At 59.9% G+C, this 15,349-nt stretch carries 15 protein-coding genes; 6 read left to right on the forward strand and 9 right to left on the reverse strand.

The features are described from left to right. On the forward strand, positions 1 to 271 hold a 271-nt coding region (locus tag MRBLMR1_RS23215), incomplete at its 5' end, for a hypothetical protein (RefSeq protein ID WP_500066490.1). A 115-nt stretch (positions 272 to 386) separates the two neighbouring features. Here MRBLMR1_RS23215 and MRBLMR1_RS23220 read toward each other — a convergent pair. Then, entirely contained in the window at positions 387 to 1,097 is a 711-nt protein-coding gene (locus MRBLMR1_RS23220; protein WP_500066492.1) for a hypothetical protein, read from the reverse strand. Positions 1,098 to 1,328: 231 nt separating this feature from the next. Here MRBLMR1_RS23220 and blaOXA point away from each other — a divergent pair, with 231 nt between their 5' ends. After that, the gene (gene blaOXA, locus MRBLMR1_RS23225) at positions 1,329 to 2,153 is read left to right on the forward strand and encodes a class D beta-lactamase (protein WP_500066493.1); all 825 of its coding nucleotides are present in this window, start codon (positions 1,329 to 1,331) and stop codon (positions 2,151 to 2,153) included. Between the two features lie 43 nt (positions 2,154 to 2,196). Here the strand turns inward: blaOXA and MRBLMR1_RS23230 are convergent, their stop codons facing one another. From MRBLMR1_RS23230 to MRBLMR1_RS23240, 3 genes are all read right to left on the reverse strand, one after another. Beyond that, on the reverse strand, positions 2,197 to 2,910 hold the full coding sequence (locus MRBLMR1_RS23230) for a DNA helicase (protein ID WP_500066494.1): 714 nt from the start codon (positions 2,908 to 2,910) through the stop codon (positions 2,197 to 2,199). A 157-nt stretch (positions 2,911 to 3,067) separates the two neighbouring features. Beyond that, the gene (locus MRBLMR1_RS23235; protein WP_183822555.1) at positions 3,068 to 3,271 is read right to left on the reverse strand and encodes a hypothetical protein; all 204 of its coding nucleotides are present in this window, start codon (positions 3,269 to 3,271) and stop codon (positions 3,068 to 3,070) included. Between the two features lie 138 nt (positions 3,272 to 3,409). After that, a complete protein-coding gene (locus MRBLMR1_RS23240; RefSeq protein ID WP_500066496.1) occupies positions 3,410 to 4,198 on the reverse strand; it encodes an SDR family oxidoreductase in 789 nt (262 codons plus the stop codon). A 399-nt stretch (positions 4,199 to 4,597) separates the two neighbouring features. Between MRBLMR1_RS23240 and MRBLMR1_RS23245 the strand changes: the two genes are divergently transcribed. The 3 genes from MRBLMR1_RS23245 (at position 4,598) to MRBLMR1_RS23255 (ending at position 7,973) form a co-directional block, all read left to right on the forward strand. After that, the gene (locus tag MRBLMR1_RS23245; protein ID WP_500066498.1) at positions 4,598 to 6,262 is read left to right on the forward strand and encodes an electron transfer flavoprotein-ubiquinone oxidoreductase; all 1,665 of its coding nucleotides are present in this window, start codon (positions 4,598 to 4,600) and stop codon (positions 6,260 to 6,262) included. Between the two features lie 330 nt (positions 6,263 to 6,592). Further along, complete coding sequence (locus tag MRBLMR1_RS23250; protein WP_500066910.1) at positions 6,593 to 7,249, forward strand: pentapeptide repeat-containing protein; 657 nt, start codon at positions 6,593 to 6,595, stop codon at positions 7,247 to 7,249. Between the two features lie 112 nt (positions 7,250 to 7,361). Continuing rightward, positions 7,362 to 7,973, forward strand: coding sequence for a L,D-transpeptidase (locus tag MRBLMR1_RS23255; protein WP_500066500.1), 612 nt, complete (start codon positions 7,362 to 7,364; stop codon positions 7,971 to 7,973). A 58-nt stretch (positions 7,974 to 8,031) separates the two neighbouring features. Here the strand turns inward: MRBLMR1_RS23255 and MRBLMR1_RS23260 are convergent, their stop codons facing one another. The 3 genes from MRBLMR1_RS23260 to MRBLMR1_RS23270 form a co-directional block, all read right to left on the reverse strand. Further along, entirely contained in the window at positions 8,032 to 8,457 is a 426-nt protein-coding gene (locus MRBLMR1_RS23260) for a DoxX family protein (protein WP_183685004.1), read from the reverse strand. A gap of 92 nt (positions 8,458 to 8,549) precedes the next feature. After that, on the reverse strand, positions 8,550 to 9,566 hold the full coding sequence (locus MRBLMR1_RS23265) for a zinc-binding alcohol dehydrogenase family protein (RefSeq protein ID WP_500066503.1): 1,017 nt from the start codon (positions 9,564 to 9,566) through the stop codon (positions 8,550 to 8,552). 113 nt (positions 9,567 to 9,679) lie between these two features. Then, positions 9,680 to 10,903: an MFS transporter gene (locus MRBLMR1_RS23270; protein WP_500066505.1), complete on the reverse strand. Its 1,224-nt coding sequence runs from the start codon at positions 10,901 to 10,903 to the stop codon at positions 9,680 to 9,682. Between the two features lie 265 nt (positions 10,904 to 11,168). On the opposite strand from MRBLMR1_RS23270, the gene MRBLMR1_RS23275 reads away from it, so the two are divergent. Beyond that, positions 11,169 to 12,107, forward strand: a complete 939-nt coding sequence (locus tag MRBLMR1_RS23275; RefSeq protein ID WP_500066507.1) for a diacylglycerol/lipid kinase family protein — start codon at positions 11,169 to 11,171, stop codon at positions 12,105 to 12,107. A 6-nt stretch (positions 12,108 to 12,113) separates the two neighbouring features. On the opposite strand, the gene MRBLMR1_RS23280 is transcribed toward MRBLMR1_RS23275, so the two are convergent. Then, the gene (locus tag MRBLMR1_RS23280; RefSeq protein ID WP_500066509.1) at positions 12,114 to 14,462 is read right to left on the reverse strand and encodes a mechanosensitive ion channel family protein; all 2,349 of its coding nucleotides are present in this window, start codon (positions 14,460 to 14,462) and stop codon (positions 12,114 to 12,116) included. Between the two features lie 111 nt (positions 14,463 to 14,573). Then, positions 14,574 to 15,320, reverse strand: coding sequence for a GGDEF domain-containing protein (locus tag MRBLMR1_RS23285; protein WP_500066511.1), 747 nt, complete (start codon positions 15,318 to 15,320; stop codon positions 14,574 to 14,576). Between the last annotated feature and the right edge of the window lie 29 nt (positions 15,321 to 15,349).

Genomic DNA, 15,349 nt, shown 5'->3' on the forward strand with positions numbered 1-15,349 from the left:
ATCGTGGAATGCAAATCCAATATTATATCGAGCTAGCCGAGCACTGCAGCGAGCTATTATGCCACCTGAACAACCCACAGCGAGAAAACGCATTTGGTCCATCATCAAGGTGATCTGGACAGTGTCGTTTATCATTGTGGCCACCGGACTAGGCGCGGTGATCGGCTGGGAAACCCACGGAATTGTCGGTGCTATTGCCTTGGGTTTCGTCGGCCTCGTCGTTGGCATTTTCCTAAGCTCACCTACTCTACTCCTGCAAGTGCTCCCTTGAGCAAAGTGAGTTTTTCAACAGTATCGGCCGATGGCAGACATCGACTGCATTTGCGGATAGCAAAAGGGGCGCAGATGCTGCGCCCCTTGCTTCGGCCCGATCCCGATCGTGTCGGTCAGGCTTCGGCGTACCAGCGGGCGGGCAGGGATTGCGTTTGTTCGGCTTCCTTGCTTTTGAACAGCTGCGTCGACGAAGCGCCGGTGTCCGTTGCCGAGATCTGGTCGAGCATCTGCATGATCATCTGGTCATGTACATTGGCCGCAGCGCGCCGCTGGCCGGCCGAGACGTCCTCATTGGCCTTCGCAGACGAACGTTGGCTGATCGCCTGAAGATCGGCCAGCAGCGGGGCGACGAAATCCCGGACACCCGAACCTGCCGGGAGCGCGCTTGTTGATGCTGAACCGTCCGCCTGGCCGGCAGATGAATCCGCATCCGGCTCGCTGCCCGATATGCTATCGTCCTCGGTCGATGCCGAAGCTTCATCAGAGGTGGAGTGCTCGGCGACGGCTTCATCTGGTGGAACATCGCCGTCTGCCGCATAGGGCGCCTCGGCGGTCTCGGTCTCGTCCACAGGCTGAGAGGCGCTCTCGTCTACCGGCTCGTCCGTTCCCGCTTCGGCAGGCGGCGTCGGGCCATAGGTGCCGTCATCGGTTTCTTCCGGCGAGTAGTTTTCGACTGTGTCGGACTGGCTGCCGCTTGATGGTGCCGTGTTGTTTTCACCAGTCGTCGTTTCGTTGTCCGTCGCATCGGAAGAACCGGACGATGGCGATGATTGGCTCGGTGAGCTGGACTGGCTTCCGCCACCGAAAATACCTTCGAGAAACACTATATTCTCCGCTGTTAACGAATGCGGAGCGGCCTCTAGCAGCTGCGGATTGAAGCGGGGTCAACGCGCGAATGACAAATAAAATCAATATTTAAGCATCTGAAAATATGATTGAATGATAGATTTCTCATGTTGGTGAAATCATGGCCCGGATGTCCATGCCGCCATGTTTTGGCCGGGTCGCTCATGTCTATCGCAAGGCCCTTGTCGAACGTATGGAGTTGATCTGCCTTGACCCCTGGAAAACTCTCCTTTCTCTCTCTTTTCGGTGCGGCCGTTATTGCCGTTGCGGCTCCCGCCCGGGCCGCCGAGCCAGTGCGCTGCACCGTCATTCTCGACGTCGACACCGGTATGGCAATCCACCGGGAGGGCGGATGTGATAGCCCCTTCTATCCGCAATCGACCTTCAAGCTGCCGCTGGCGATGATGGGCTACGACAAGGGTATTCTTGTGGATGACCATAATCCCCGCTGGGAATACCAGGCGAAGTTCAAGCGCTCTGAGCGCGAGCAGAAGACGACCGACCCGACGATATGGGAGAAGGACTCGATCGTCTGGTATTCGCAGGAAATCACCCGCCGTCTCGGAAAGGAGGCCTTCGCCGATTACGTCCGCCGGTTCGACTACGGCAATCGGGACGTTAATGGCGGGCCGGGCGGCACCGATGGGCTGACGGAATCCTGGCTCAGTTCCTCGCTGAGGATATCGCCCGACCAGCAGGTGGATTTCCTGCGGCGCTTCATCACCGGCAAGCTCCCGATCTCGGCAAAGGCGGTGACCATGACACAGGCGATCGTGCCTGTTTTCGAGGCCGGTGACGGCTGGACGGTTCATGGCAAGACCGGCGCAGGCTCTCTTCGAAACGCCAATGGCAAGCTGGACGGCAGCCGCCCGCTCGGCTGGTTCGTCGGCTGGGCCGAGAAGGGCGACAGGAAGGTCGTCTTCGCCCGCATGCTGGTGGATAACAAGCGTCATGCCGATCAGCCGATCAGCTTCACCGTTCGCGACGGCCTGATTGCCGATCTGCCCAAGCTGACTTCCGCTCGGCCGAATTGAAATCGGATGCGAGCCGGGATATCGACCCGGCTCGCACATTCCGTCAGGCGTTTGCCTGAAAACGCACGCCGCTTTCGTTGAGGAAGCAGGTCTTGTCGAATGCGGTCAGATCCAGCGGATTGGCAAGCCGCACGTCTTCCAGGGTCGGAAACGGCTTGTCTTTCGGATCATAGCTGCGGCTGATCTGCGATACGAAAACGATGATCAGGCCTTTCGATCTCGCGAAGGATTGCAGCGCCGAAATTTGTTGGTCGAGCGGTGGGGTCGAACGTCGCTGATCCAGCAATTGCAGATAGTCGACCACGATCAATGTGCCGGGGGCGGCATCCTCCGTGGCCTTGATGATGTAATCGGCACTGATCCCGTCCGAGCAATCCGAAACGAACCGCTTGCCATAGCGGGAAGGCTCCGTTCCCAGCCGTAAGAGCCGGTCGGCGATCTGCGCTTGCGTATATTCCAGCGTGAAGAAGAAGGCGCGGCTGCCTGCCCTCATCGCCTCGATTGCCAGTTCCAGCGCCATCAGCGTCTTGCCGAGCCCGGGCCTTGCGCCGATCAGAAGAAGATCGCCCGGTTTCAGTTGCTCATACAGTTCCGTGGCGGGAGACGTCGCGGCATGGCGGGCCGCAAGCAGGCTCCAGCTTTCGCAGCCTTCCGCTCGTGCGATACGGTCGAGCGCGGCATTGAGCGGGATGGATTGTTGGCGCGACAGGGCCTTGGCCTTGCGCTTCAGGTGATAGATGGGGGCCGAAAGTTTCATCGACGAAAACCTCCTGATGCGAGCAATATTCGCAATCCCTCCTTTTGCAGCTGCCCGGACAGTCGGTTGAAATCGCCAGTGCCCGGCATGAAATCTGCTTTCCCGATCGGAGGGGGAGGCGCGGGCCGCGCCGGAATCAGATGATAGCCGAAGCCCGTCAGATCCGGAAGCGGCGCGATGCCCAGACGATCAGCACGCCTATGACGGTTGCCAGCAAGCCCCAAAAGATCCAGGGCGTCTGGTTTATCATGAAGCTGGAGCGCGGGTAGGGGAACACGCCCGTGCCCTGACCGATCCAGACAAGCCCGATGATGCCGACGAGAAAACCGAAAATACCGGCGATAAGCCTGATTAAATGCATTGCCGCTCTCTCATGTCGTTGAGGTCACGAGGAAGATAAGACGAATGCCGCTGCCATCAATGCCGGATGGTTGCCGCGGATGCGGCAAACCGATCCCCGCAAATGAAAGGGCCCGGCTGTTCACCGGGCCTGATATTGTCAGAGCGACTTTGCCGCGCCGCCATCGACACGCAGCATCGTGCCGGTAATGTAGCTTGCCGGTTCCGAGCAGAGGAAGGCGCCGGCGGCACCGAATTCCGCGACCGTGCCGAGGCGACCGGCGGGAATGGTCTTCACTGAAGCTTCGCGGACTTCTTCCATGCTCTTGCCGAGCCGTTTGGCATTGGCGCCATCGAGTTCCTCGATACGGTCCGTCAGGATACGGCCTGGAAGCAGCATGTTTGCGGTCACGCCGGAGCCGGCGACTTCGGTTGCAAGCGTCTTGTTCCAGCCGACCAGCGCGCCGCGCAGCGTGTTGGACAGTGCCAGATTGGGGATCGGTTCGAGGACGCCGGAAGAGGCGACGGTCAGGATGCGGCCCCAGCCTTGTTCCTTCATCTGCGGCAGGAGCGCGTTGGTCAGCGAAATCACCCTTAGCACCATCGACTGGAAGAAGCTGTCGAGCTTGTCGGCGCTCATGTCCTGCGTGCCGCCGGGCGTCGGGCCTCCGGTGTTGTTGACAAGAATATCGATGCCGCCGAGCTTTTGGCTAACCGCTTCAACCATGGCCTCGACGAAATTCTCGTCGGCGAGGTCGCCCCAGACCCAGTCAGCCTTGCCTTTTCCGGCGGCGTTGATCGTCTTGCAGTTTTCGGCAAGCTTGTCGCCCGAACGTCCCACCAGGAGAACATTGGCGCCTTCATTGGCGAGCGCCGTTGCGATCCCGAGGCCCAAACCGCGCGAAGAAGCGAGGACAAGCGCCCTTTTGCCCGAAATTCCCAGATCCATTCCGTTCTCCTGTGACGATGTTGTCTGTGCATGCGGTTATAATGGCCGCGGCTCACATTGGAAGCCTGATCCGGTCTTTGGATCGGCTCGATCGGGCGCAGACGAAGCGGGGCGGCGTTAGGACGCAATCATGCATGAGGCCTTGGCTTGTGGTGCGCTTTGACTTTACGGATATCCTGTTTCGAAGAGAACTTGCAGCTTGTCAGGTTGTATGACAACAAGAGCTTGGAGATTTGTGCGACATTTTGACGTTGACGTAAACGTTATTTGTCCTGCAGATAAGGGAGTGGGTCTTCGTGTCTGGTCAGCGGGTGTCGCATCTCGGCTCGACAACCATCCTGGCATTTGCCAAGGAATAGTTTGACAAAAGGGGATCCCGCCAAGGCGGAGGCATATGGAATGAGCGAAGAGATGGAACTTCCCGAACGGGAGATGATGGAATTCGACGTCGTGATCGTCGGTGCTGGCCCGGCCGGCCTGTCCGCTGCAATCCGGCTGAAGCAAATCAATCCCGACCTCACCGTCGTGGTGCTGGAAAAGGGCGCGGAAGTCGGCGCCCATATTCTCTCCGGCGCGGTGGTAGATTCGGTCGGCATCGATGCGCTCCTGCCTGGTTGGCAGGAGGAGGAGGGGCATCCGTTCAAGACCAAGGTCACCGACGACCAGTTCCTGTTCTTGGGGCCAGCCGGCTCCGTCCGACTGCCGAACTTCGCCATGCCGCCGCTGATGAACAATCACGGCAAGTACATCGTCTCGCTCGGCAATGTCTGTCGGTGGCTTGCGACCAAGGCGGAGGAACTCGGTGTCGAGATCTATCCGGGCTTTGCCGCAAGCGAAGTGCTTTATGACGATGCAGGCAACGTTATCGGCGTAGCGACCGGCGACATGGGCATCGAGAAGAACGGCGAGCCGGGCCCGAATTATACCCGCGGCATGGCGCTCTTGGGCAAATACACGCTGATCGGTGAAGGCGTGCGCGGCTCGCTTGCCAAGCAGCTGATCGAGAAGTTCGAGCTGTCGAAGGATCGTGACGTCCAGAAATTCGGCATCGGCATCAAGGAACTCTGGGAGGTCAAGCCCGAGAACCACAAGCAGGGTCTCGTCCAGCACTCCTTCGGCTGGCCGCTCGACATGAAGACCGGCGGTGGTTCCTTCCTCTATCACCTGGAAGACAATCTTGTTGCCGTCGGCTTCGTCCTGCACCTGAACTACAAGAACCCCTATCTTTTCCCCTTCGAGGAATTCCAGCGGTTCAAGACCCATCCCGCGATCTCACCCACTTTCGAGGGCGCCAAGCGCATCTCCTATGGCGCGCGTGCCATCACCGAGGGCGGTTACCAGTCGGTGCCGAAGCTTTCCTTCCCTGGCGGCGCGCTGATCGGCTGCTCGGCAGGCTTCGTCAACGTGCCGCGCATCAAGGGTTCGCATAATGCCGTTCTCTCCGGCATGCTCGCCGCCGACAAGATCGCCGCAGCAATTGCCGACGGCCGCGCCAACGACGAACCGGTCGAGATCGAGAATGAATGGCGTTCCGGCCCGATCGGCAAGGACCTGAAGCTGGTCCGCAACGTCAAGCCGCTCTGGTCCAAATTCGGCACCGTCATCGGCATCCCGCTCGGCGGGCTGGACATGTGGACCAACCAGCTATTCGGCTTCTCGTTGTTCGGCACGCTGAAACACGGCAAGACCGACGCCCAGTCGCTCGAACCGGCGGCAAAGCATAAACCTATCGACTATCCCAAGCCGGATGGCGTGTTGACCTTCGACCGCCTGTCGTCCGTCTTTCTGTCCAACACAAATCACGAGGAGGATCAGCCGGTCCATCTCAAGGTGAAGGACATGGAGCTTCAGAAGCGCTCCGAGCACGACATCTATGCCGGTCCGTCTACGCGTTACTGTCCGGCAGGCGTCTACGAGTGGCGCGAGCAGAATGGCGAGGAGGTTTATGTGATCAACGCGCAGAACTGCGTCCATTGCAAGACCTGCGATATCAAGGACCCCAACCAGAATATCAACTGGGTGCCGCCGCAGGGCGGCGAGGGACCGGTCTATCCGAACATGTGATCTTCGGTCCGGTTGCGAGAGTGTCTCGTGCAACATCAATGATGAACGGCAGCTTTTAAGTTGCCGTTTTTCAATTTCATCCGCCGGATATTATCCGGGGCTGAAAAGGTCTTGGTAACGCTGAGTTCATTCTTATATCTGATCACATCTGGCTGATTGCCTATCTCTTTCGTGTCGCGTGAAAGAAGAATAGGTATGGTTCAGGATAAGAAATCGGCTTCGTTCGCGCCAACAGGTCAGCATGTGATGAGCAACAGAGATATCGTCTTCGGCGTCGCCTCCGTGATCGGGGCCATCAGGCGTATTTTTATCTTCGCCGCGATTGCGATCATGCCGGCATTCTTCTTTGCGGGTGAAGCGGCCGCGGTCGATTGCCGTGCCTATCCGACGCCCGGTGTTGACTGGAGCAACTGCAAGAAGCGGCTGCTGATGCTGGACAACAGCAATTTCGAGGGAGCCAATCTCTCCGGCGTTGATTTCAGCATGACCGATCTCAGCCGCACGAACATCAAGAATGCGAATTTCAGCAAGGCCATGCTGGTGCGTGCCTCGCTCGCCGGTTCGGATGCGAGAGATGCCAATTTCGAGCGCGCGGAAGGCTATCGCAGCAATCTCTCCGGCATTTCTGCTTCCGGCGCGACGTTCGTGTCGGCCGAAATGCAGCGATCGAATTTTTCCGATGCCGACCTGACCAATGTCGACTTCACCAAGGCCGAGCTCGGTCGCGCGATCTTTTACAAGGCAAAGCTGGCGAACACTCGTTTTGCGCTGGTCAATCTTTCTCGCGCAACCTTCCATAATGTCGACATGAGCGGGCCGGTTGATTTCAATAACGCGTTCCTTTTCCTGACCCGGATCGAAGGTGTTGATCTGTCCAAGGCGACGGGCCTCGAGCAGGACCAGATTGCGCTGGCTTGCGGCGACGACAGGACGAAATTGCCGGAGGGACTGAAGATGCCGCCCTCATGGCCCTGCGAAGACGAGTGACATCAAACACGATTGTTACCAGCCGAGGCTTCCGCGACACACGTCATTAGCGAACCATTAACCATAACGTCCTTAGCTTGCGTCATCTTTTCGACGCATCAAGGACACGATCATGCCGATTTCACGCCGCGGCCTTCTGGCTGGCTTGCCGCTTTTGCTGGCCGGTTGCGCTTCGACCTATAACGAGCAGCAAAATTACGCTGCCGTGCCGGAAGAAGAGTTCCCGCTTCACCGGGTGCCGATCGACAAGATCAAGCCGGAACTGCGCCGCCAGCAGGTTGCCTTCTCCGGCAACTATGCCCCCGGCACCGTTGTGGTCGATACCCCTGCACGCCGCGCCTATTACGTCCTCGGCGGCGGTCAGGCGATCCGTTACGGCGTCGGTGTCGGCCGCGCTGGCATGGCGCTTTCCGGCAATGCCTATGTCGGTCGCAAGGCCGAATGGCCGTCCTGGACCCCTACGCCCGCCATGCAGCGCCGCGAGGAACGTTATCGCAAGCTCGCCGGCGGCCTGCCGGGCGGCCCGAACAACCCGCTCGGCGCCCGCGCCATGTATCTCTACCGAAACGGCAACGACACGATGTTCCGCCTGCACGGGACCAACCAGCCGGAATCGATCGGCCACGCCATGTCGAGCGGCTGCATCCGCATGATGAACCACGACGTGATCGATCTCTACAACCGCGTTCAGGTTGGCGCGAAGGTCTTTGTCATCCAGGCCTGAACCCGTAAGCTCGAATTCAGTCAGGCCCGTCGCGTCGATCGCGGCGGGCTTTTGCATTTCAGGTCCGCGCTTTCCAGGCGACCACCATCAGCGCGCCGATCACTGTGATATGCTCCATAACCACATAGAATTCGATCGTCTTGAACGGCTCCTCCATTGTCCAGAAGTGATGCACGAGCGGTATCGTCAAGGCGGTGAAAACTGCCAGAGCGCCTGCGCCGAGCCAGGTCCAGCGATTGAGGATGATCAGGATCGAGCCGCCGAGCTGGGTGACGATCGTTGCGATGTTGAAGGCGACCGCCGGTTCCAGCCCGAAATGCGCCATCTCGGCGACGCCGGCATTGAAGTCGATCAGCTTGGAAAGCCCGCTTGCCCAGAACATGAAGGTCAGGATGGTGCGCGCCAGATAACCGAACCAGGTGGAGCCGGTCAGAGCGCTGATCGGGTTCGGATTGCCATATGATGATGTCTGAGATGTCGCCATGATGTCCCCCCATAGGCTTGAGGGGACAATCATAGCGAGAAATTTGCGCTTTGGTAAGTATAGGGAGAGTTCGGACAGAGCTGGCTTCGTTGTCAGAATCCAGAGAGAACCAGCTTGCCGCGGGTCTTGCCACTTTCGATCAAAGCATGTGCCGCCTTCAGGTTGGTCGCATTGATCGGGCCGAGGACGTCAGACAGCGTCGTCCTGATCTTCCCGGCATCGACCAGTTCCGCGACCTGCGTCAAAAGCTTGTGCTGCTCGATCATGTCTGCCGTCTGGAAGACCGGCCGGGCGAACATCGTTTCCCAATGGATCGAAAGCGCCTTGCGCTTGAACTGGCGCACGTCGACCGGCTCTTTCGGATCGTCGATCAGGCCGAGACGACCCTGCGGAGCGATGAGTTCCAGAATATCGCCGATATGCTGCGAGGTTTCCGTGATCGAAAAGACAAAGGCCGGTGCACCGATCGCCAGTTCTGCGATCTGCCGGGCAAGCGGCTTTGAATGGTCGAGCACATGATGCGCGCCGAGCTGTCTGATCCAGTCCTGCGTCTCGGGCCGTGAGCCGGTGGCGATCACTGTGACGTCTGAAAGCTCGCGCAGGAGCTGGATGGCAATCGAGCCGACACCGCCGGCACCGCCGATCAGAAGCACGGCGTTCCACGCGCTTGCCACCTTGTCCTGCACCCGCATCCGGTGAAACAGCGTCTCATAGGCGGTGATTGCGGTGAGCGGCAGCGCTGCTGCCTCCTCGAAGCTCAGCGTCTTCGGCTTAGGCCCGACGATCCGCTCATCGACCAGATGGAACTCGGCATTGGTGCCCTGGCGATTGATCGCGCCGGCATAATAGACCTCGTCGCCCGGCTTGAAGAGTTTCACATCCGGGCCGACCGCCTTGATCACACCGGCCGCGTCATAGCCAAGTACCTTGTACTGGCCGGGTTCGAGAACCGCATTTTTGCGGGTCTTCGTATCGACAGGATTGACCGAAATCGCTCTGATCTCGACCAGCAGGTCACGCCCCTTGGCCTCCGGCATCGGCAGGTCGATGTCGACCAGAGCTGTTTCGGACGAAATCGGCTGGTTCTGGTTGAAACCCACGGCGCGCATCGATCATCTCCCTTGCTGTATCGAGGACTAGAGATGGCGCGGACTCGGGCCTGGGGCAAGGAGCGATGGGCCGCACTCGGTACGGCCCCTATCAAATCCTGTGGTGGCAGATCTCAGGCGTGACCGGTCTTGCGTTCGAGCCAGATCGAGACGGAGAATACGCCGAGCCCGAGCAGCGAGAACAAGACGCCGACATAACCGGTTGCCGCAAAACCCCAGCCCCAGGAGATCACGAGACCACCGAGGGCCGCACCGAGTGCATTGGCGATGTTGAAGGCCGAGTGGTTGGAGGCCGCGGCGAGCGTCTGCGCATCGGCGGCCACATCCATAAGGCGTGTCTGCAGTGCAGGCGCGGGTGCAAAACCGCAGCCAACAAGGAAGACGGTGATATAGAGCACGATCGGATATTGCGCGAAATTGGCGAAGATCAGCATGACGATGATGTAGAACACCATTGAACCGCCGATCGTACCCTTCAGCGAGATATCGGCGAGCCGCGAGCCGACTATATTGCCGACATTCATGCCGATGCCGAACAGCGCCAGCACTACGGCAACCATGCTCGCCGACAGGCCGGCCGTCTCGGTCGTCGTCGAGGCGATGTAGCTGAACACCGAGAACATGCCGCCAAAGCCGACGGCTGCGACGCCGAGCGTCAGCCACACCTGCGGTTTGGCGAATGCGCTGAGTTCGCGCAGGATGCTCGCACCTTCCTGCACTTTATCCTTCGGCTTGAAATACCAGACCAGCGCGACCGTCAGGGCGCCGATTCCGCCGACCAGATAGAAAGCGGCGCGCCAGGAAAGAAGCTGGCCCATGAATGTGGCAAGCGGCGTGCCTAGGAGCGTCGCGATGGTGAGGCCCAGCATGACCCGGCCGACGGCGCGTGCGCGCTTGTTCGGCGGCACCATCGACGCTGCCACCAGCGAAGCGACGCCAAAATAGGCGCCGTGCGGCAGGCCGGTCAGGAAGCGCAGGAAGGTAAAGCTCCAGAAGTCGGGCGCCATGGCAGACAGGATATTGCCCGCCGAAAATACGCCCATCAGCCAGAGCAGCAACGTGCGGCGCGGCACCCGTGCCGAAAGCACCGCGATGATCGGCGCACCGACGACGACGCCCAGCGCATAAGCGCTGATGACATACCCTGCCATCGGAATGCTGACATCGAAGGTCTTCGCCACGTCCGGCAACAGCCCCATGATGACGAATTCGCCGGTACCGATGCCGAAGCCACCCACTGCAAGGGCGAAGGTTATAAGCAGCACCGCGACGGGAGAAAGGGTCTGATGGCTGGATACAGCGCGTGCGGCATCCATGGAATGTACGCTATCGGTCATGATGTCGGATCGTCTTGAAGAATGGGACAGGCAGGAACCATCCCGCCCGATTGGCCGTTGCGGCCGCAAACCCGCCCGCGGATATCAGCTTACCACGTCATTGTGCAGTGCGGTAGATGAACATTGTATTTCGTCAAATTTTCACATGCGATCGACATATCTTCTGCTCATCTATCAACGCGGCGCTCTTGATAAGAACCCGTCCCGCAACCATTTCCTGATCCACCCGTTGTCTCGCCGCCTCAAATTTCAAACCGGATAGTTCATGAACCTTTATGCAGTGTTCAACCGCGATGGCGGCACCTTCCGAACCACCGACATGGATGCCTATTGCGCCCATGCCCTGCGGGCGTTCGAAGGAGCGGGGCATGAGATCGAGTGCCATGTCGTGTCCGGCGACAAGGTTGTCGAGACGATGGAGAAGGCCGCAGCCTTGAACGGAGTCGACGGCTTGATCGCCGGCGGCGGTGATGGCACCATTTCCGCCGCATCCTCGATCGCCTGGAAGAGCGGCATCGCGCTCGGCATCGTGCCGGCCGGCACCATGAACCTGTTTGCCCGTTCGCTGAAGATCCCGCTGGATATCTGGGATGCCATCGATGTTCTCTCCCATTCGGATGTGCGCAATGTCGATATCGCCAGCGCCAATGGCAGGAGCTTTGTCCACCAGTTCTCCGCCGGGCTGCATGCCCGCATGGTGCGCTACCGCAACTCGATGAGCTATGCCTCTCGTCTGGGAAAAATCCGCGCCAGCGCCCGTGCCGCGATCGGTGTGATGCTGAACCCGCCGGAATTCGAGGTCGAGTTCAATGCTGAGGGCAAGACTGGTGTGCGCCGGGTTTCGGCGATCTCGGTATCGAATAACGAATTCGGCAGCGACGCGCTGATGTATGCCGACGATGTCACCCGCGGTCATCTCGGCTTCTACATTGCCGATCCGCTGACGCCTGCCGGTGTCGCAAAGCTCACGCTCGATATCCTGCGTGGGCGACTGAAGGACAACGAGGCGGTGACGGCGATGACCGTGACCGAGCTGGAACTGCATTTCCCCCGCCACCGCAAGGATGTCCGCTGCGTCATCGATGGCGAACTCCTGCCGATGGATCGCGATATCCTGCTCAAAATCCATGCCGGCGAGTTGAAGGTCCTCGTCGACCTGATCCCGCAGAAGGAAGTTGCCGAACAGCAGGGCAGCGGCATCTGATAGGATTCATGCAGACGATGCGACCGGTGCCAGCGGCTGAAGCATGGTCGCGGCCGCCGCATCGTCATGCATCTCACCGCGTGATTTCACCGTCACGGCATTGGACGCAAATTCCAGCCCCGCAGCCTTGCAGGCGGAAATCAGCCGCTTGATCGCCTCGCGCTTGATGATGCTCGGATTGCCCGGCAGCGAGGTGAACTTGAAGCGCACCACGATCGACGTTTCGGTAATGTCCTGAATGCCCTGCATCTTCAGGGGGACTAGGAAATCCGCTCCGAATTCGGGATCGTCCAGCATGGCGATGCCAACCTTCTTGGCTGTCTTGCGGATCAGTTCGGGATCGCTCTCCCGCTCGAACTTCAGCTGGAATTTGATCGTGCCCCAGTCACGGCTGTAATTGCTGACAGAGCTGATCTGGCCGAAGGGCACTGTATGGATCGGCCCGTTATGGTGGCGCAGCCTGACCGAGCGGATGGCGATCTGTTCCACCGTGCCCTGCTGGCTGCCGGTGCTGATATATTCGCCAATGCGGAATGCGTCCTCGGCGATGAAGAAGATGCCCGACACGATATCCTTTACCAGTGCCTGCGAGCCGAAGGAGAGCGCCAGGCCCAGCACGCCGAAGCCTGCAAGAAGCGGCGCCACATTGACCCCGAGAGCGCTCAATATGACCAGCGCACCGACGGCAAGCACCGCTCCGAGCGCCAGATTGCGCACGACGGGCATCGCCGTCGAGAGCCTGCTGGTCTGGCGTTTCTCGTTCTGGTCCTCATGTCCCGGCAGCATGATGGCCGGCGAAGGGGCAAGCGCTTCCGAATAGTGCCAGATGAAACTCGCCACAGCCCAGCTTGCCACGATCGCAAAGCTCAGTCTTTCGAGCCAGAGGATCCAGCCCGTCGCGTCCGCCGCCTGTCCGCCCATGAACGGCGACCATATGGCGGTGATCAGATGCAACCCACCGATCCACACGGCACCCGCGCAGAGCACCCTGAGGCTTGCGAGAAGTGAAGAACCAAGACCAGCACCTCGCACCCGCTCATGGTGCCGCGTAAAATCATCGACCAGCGCATGTGCGCCGAGTGCAAGGATCGGCAGTGCCAGCAGAGCCATCTGCGTCGTGCCAGCGGCGAAGATCCAGCGGGCGCTGTTCGGCGTTCCGGCAAACAGCACACAGATCAGCCACAGCGCCAGCGCCGTCACGACGTAAAATTCCGGCAGAAGATTTCCGGCAACCCGGCGTACAATGCCTGGATTGTCGCTGATGAAGGCGTCGCGAATATCGTTGCGCCCACCGATGAACCAGTAGAGCTTCAACAGTGTCAGCAGCGTATTGCCGGTCAGGAACCAGCCGTCGATAACCAGGCTGTCTATCCCGATAGCGCCTGCAAGCCTTGCCATTTCGGCAATCGCCGCGCTGATTAGGCCGTAGGTCACCAATATGCGGAAATGCCATTCCGGCCGCTTGATCGGCACCAGGCTGCGCCCGCCGTGGTTTTTCTTGAACAGCAGCCGCGCAAGCGAGACATAGAGCGATGCCACGATAATGGCCGTCACGATGCTCCTCACCATGCGGGTCGTGGCTTCCCCTTGCGGTCCGAGCAGATCAAACACAAAGCGTGTGGCGACAAGGAAAAACGCCACCGAGGCGAGATCTCCGATCATTCGCCTCAGGCTCTGACCAATAATCCCGGTCATTCGCCCGCCCTGAGGCACTTCCCGCGTGAATGCAGCCGCAATCAGCCGCCGCAGAATGAGTGTCGCGGTGGCCGCGGCTGCGATCGTCGAGAGCGCAAGAAGCAGGACCCGGCCATGGCTGCTGCCTTCCTCGGTCAATTTCTCGTCTGCCATCACCATCGCCGTGGGCAGGCTGCCGACGCCGGAGAGAGCTGTCGTCGCGCCGCGCATGAAGGCGGCGGAAAACTGGCTCCACTTCGCCATACCCATGTCTGTCGCCATCATTTCGGGCGTCGGTGTCATGGGGGCAGGCGCGGGTGCGGGTGCGGCTGCGGCAGGTGCCGGTACCGCAGGTGGCGAAGATGCGGGTACCTGGGATACAGCTTGGGTGGATGTGACTTGCGTGAATGTCGCGGGCGTTGTGCTGGTATTGCCTGCTACCGCTCCCGGAATAGGTGTCGCAGTCCCGGGTGAAACCGTCGTCGCCTGTCCGACCTCGATCGCCACAGGCCTGCCGCTTCGTGCCGCGAAATCGAGGATCTGCTCGACATCGGCCTCGCTCTGGCCGGGATGGACGATGATCTTCAGTGGCGCGTCATCCGCCATGGCAGAACCGCCAAGGGCGATCGTCACGACGATGGCGGCGAATGTGGTGCGGAGGAATGCGAATATCATGTCCATGGCCAACGTCCTCAACGACGCTGTCGCCTTCCGTACAGACCGGTGCGACAATCCGTACCTGCGATTTATATCAGCAAGATGGCCCGGCGCGAATGGGGACTTTTGCGAAGCCTATATCGACGCGACAGCCTGGTTTCGCCCGCGTGACTTTGCCTGGTAGAGATACTCGTCGGCCCCTTTCAGGCAATCGTCCGGATCGAATCCGGGGCTGCACATCAGCGCTCCGATACTGGCCGAGAGCGGAATACGGGCGCCGGATGAGGAGCGCAGGTCGATCGCCTGTATCGCCTGCCGGACATCCTCGCAGCGCCGTGCCAGCGCCTTCGACGTCAGCCCCACCTGGAAAAGCGCGAATTCCTCCCCGCCCAGCCGGCCGGAAATGTCGTGCTGTTCCATCCGGTGGGCAGCCAGCAGCTTGCCCGTCAGGCGCAGGGCCTCGTCGCCGGTGGCGTGCCCGTACCGGTCGTTGATCGACTTGAAGTGGTCGAGATCGAGAAACATCAGTCCGCCCGTCACTCCCTGCCGGCTGAGGGAGGCCAACTCATCGAGAAATGACGTGCGGTTGAGCAGGCCGGTCAATCCATCATGGCGAGCAAGCTGCTTTAAGTCTTCATAGGCGACTGCGAGCTTTTCCAGAGCCTCCATCGTCTCCGCCTTGGCGCGCCTGATCCGGTCGGACTGCCACAGATGCAGGATCGAGGCGGGAATAGAGATCACGAAAGGGCAGACGATCGTCATGATCAGTCCGGCGCCGGCCACTTGTCCACCGAGATGCGGCACGATCGCAAAAGACAGCCCAAGCGAGGCAAGCGTAGCCAATATTCCGATCAGTATCGATTTCAACAGAATAACGCGCATGCGCCGCCCTCAAACCAATCAAATATGGT

The organism is Neorhizobium sp. LMR1-1-1.1 (assembly GCF_040675795.1).
Classification (GTDB): Bacteria; Pseudomonadota; Alphaproteobacteria; order Rhizobiales; family Rhizobiaceae; genus Neorhizobium; species Neorhizobium cellulosilyticum.